The sequence below is a fragment of the Sporanaerobium hydrogeniformans genome, from assembly GCF_002735925.1.
GTDB classification, from domain to species: Bacteria; Bacillota; Clostridia; order Lachnospirales; family Cellulosilyticaceae; genus Sporanaerobium; species Sporanaerobium hydrogeniformans.
Window position 1 is genome coordinate 1 of sequence record NZ_PEDL01000052.1, and the last position, 1,513, is coordinate 1,513.

A 1,513-nucleotide genomic window follows, 5' to 3' on the forward strand; every position below is an offset into this window, starting at 1 on the left:
CAATAGACCCGAAACCGGGTGACCTACCCATGGTCAGGATGAAGTTACCGTAAAAGGTAATGGAGGTCCGAACTCACATCTGTTGAAAAAGGTGGAGATGAACTGTGGGTAGCGGAGAAATTCCAATCGAACCCGGAGATAGCTGGTTCTCCTCGAAATAGCTTTAGGGCTAGCGTGGATAGGAGTCTAATGGAGGTAAAGCACTGAATTGCCTAGGGGGCCCACAAGCTTACCGAAGCATATCAAACTCAGAATGCCATAAAGATACCATCTGCAGTCAGACTATGAGTGATAAGACCCATGGTCAAAAGGAAAACAGTCCAGACCATCAGCTAAGGTCCCCAAGTGTGTGTTAAGTGGAAAAGGATGTGAGATTTCGAAGACAACTAGGATGTTGGCTTAGAAGCAGCCATTCATTCAAAGAGTGCGTAATAGCTCACTAGTCGAGAGATCTTGCGCCGAAAATGTCCGGGGCTCAAACACACCACCGAAGCTATGGAATACATCTTAAAGATGGATTGGTAGAGGAGCGTTGCAAGTGCGCCGAAGCAGTACCGTGAGGAGCTGTGGAGCGCTTGCAAGTGAGAATGCCGGAATGAGTAGCGAGATACAAGTGAGAATCTTGTAGGCCGAATATCCAAGGTTTCCAGAGTAAAGCTGATCTGCTCTGGGTAAGTCGGGACCTAAGGCGAGGACGAAAGTCGTAGTCGATGGACAACTGGTTCAAATTCCAGTACCACCTATTATCAGAACTGCAGGGACGCAGGAGGATAAGGAATCCAGGGAATGGTATCTCTGGGCAAGCACAAAGTCGCATCTGGTAGGTAAATCCGCCAGACGAGGATGAAGTGTGATGCGGATCGAAATTTAAGTAGAGAAGTTCCTGAATCCACACTGCCGAGAAAAGCTGCTATTGCGTGATAGGTGCCCGTACCGTAAACCGACACAGGTGGATGAGGAGAGAATCCTAAGGCCGACGGGAGAAGCGTTGTTAAGGAACTCGGCAAAATGACCCCGTAACTTAGGGAGAAGGGGTGCCAGCTTCGGCTGGCCGCAGAGAATAGGCCCAAGCAACTGTTTAACAAAAACACAGGTCTTTGCTAAACCGAAAGGTGATGTATAAGGGCTGACGCCTGCCCGGTGCTGGAAGGTTAAGGGGAGAGGTTAGTCGTAAGGCGAAGCTTTGAACTTAAGCCCCAGTAAACGGCGGCCGTAACTATAACGGTCCTAAGGTAGCGAAATTCCTTGTCAGGTAAGTTCTGACCCGCACGAAAGGCGTAATGATTTGGGCACTGTCTCGACAGCGCACCCGGTGAAATTGTAGTACCAGTGAAGATGCTGGTTACCCGCGACAGGACGGAAAGACCCCGTGGAGCTTTACTGTAGCTTGATACTGAGGTTGGGTATTACATGTACAGGATAGGAGGGAGACTTTGAAGCCAGGACGCCAGTCTTGGTGGAGTCAATGGTGGGATACCTCTCTTGTAATACTTAACTTCTAACCTGAGGCCAT

At 49.3% G+C, this 1,513-nt stretch carries 1 rRNA gene; it reads left to right on the forward strand.

The window, feature by feature from the left end:
• Positions 1–1,513, forward strand: a 23S ribosomal RNA gene (locus tag CS063_RS17340); the annotation flags it as partial.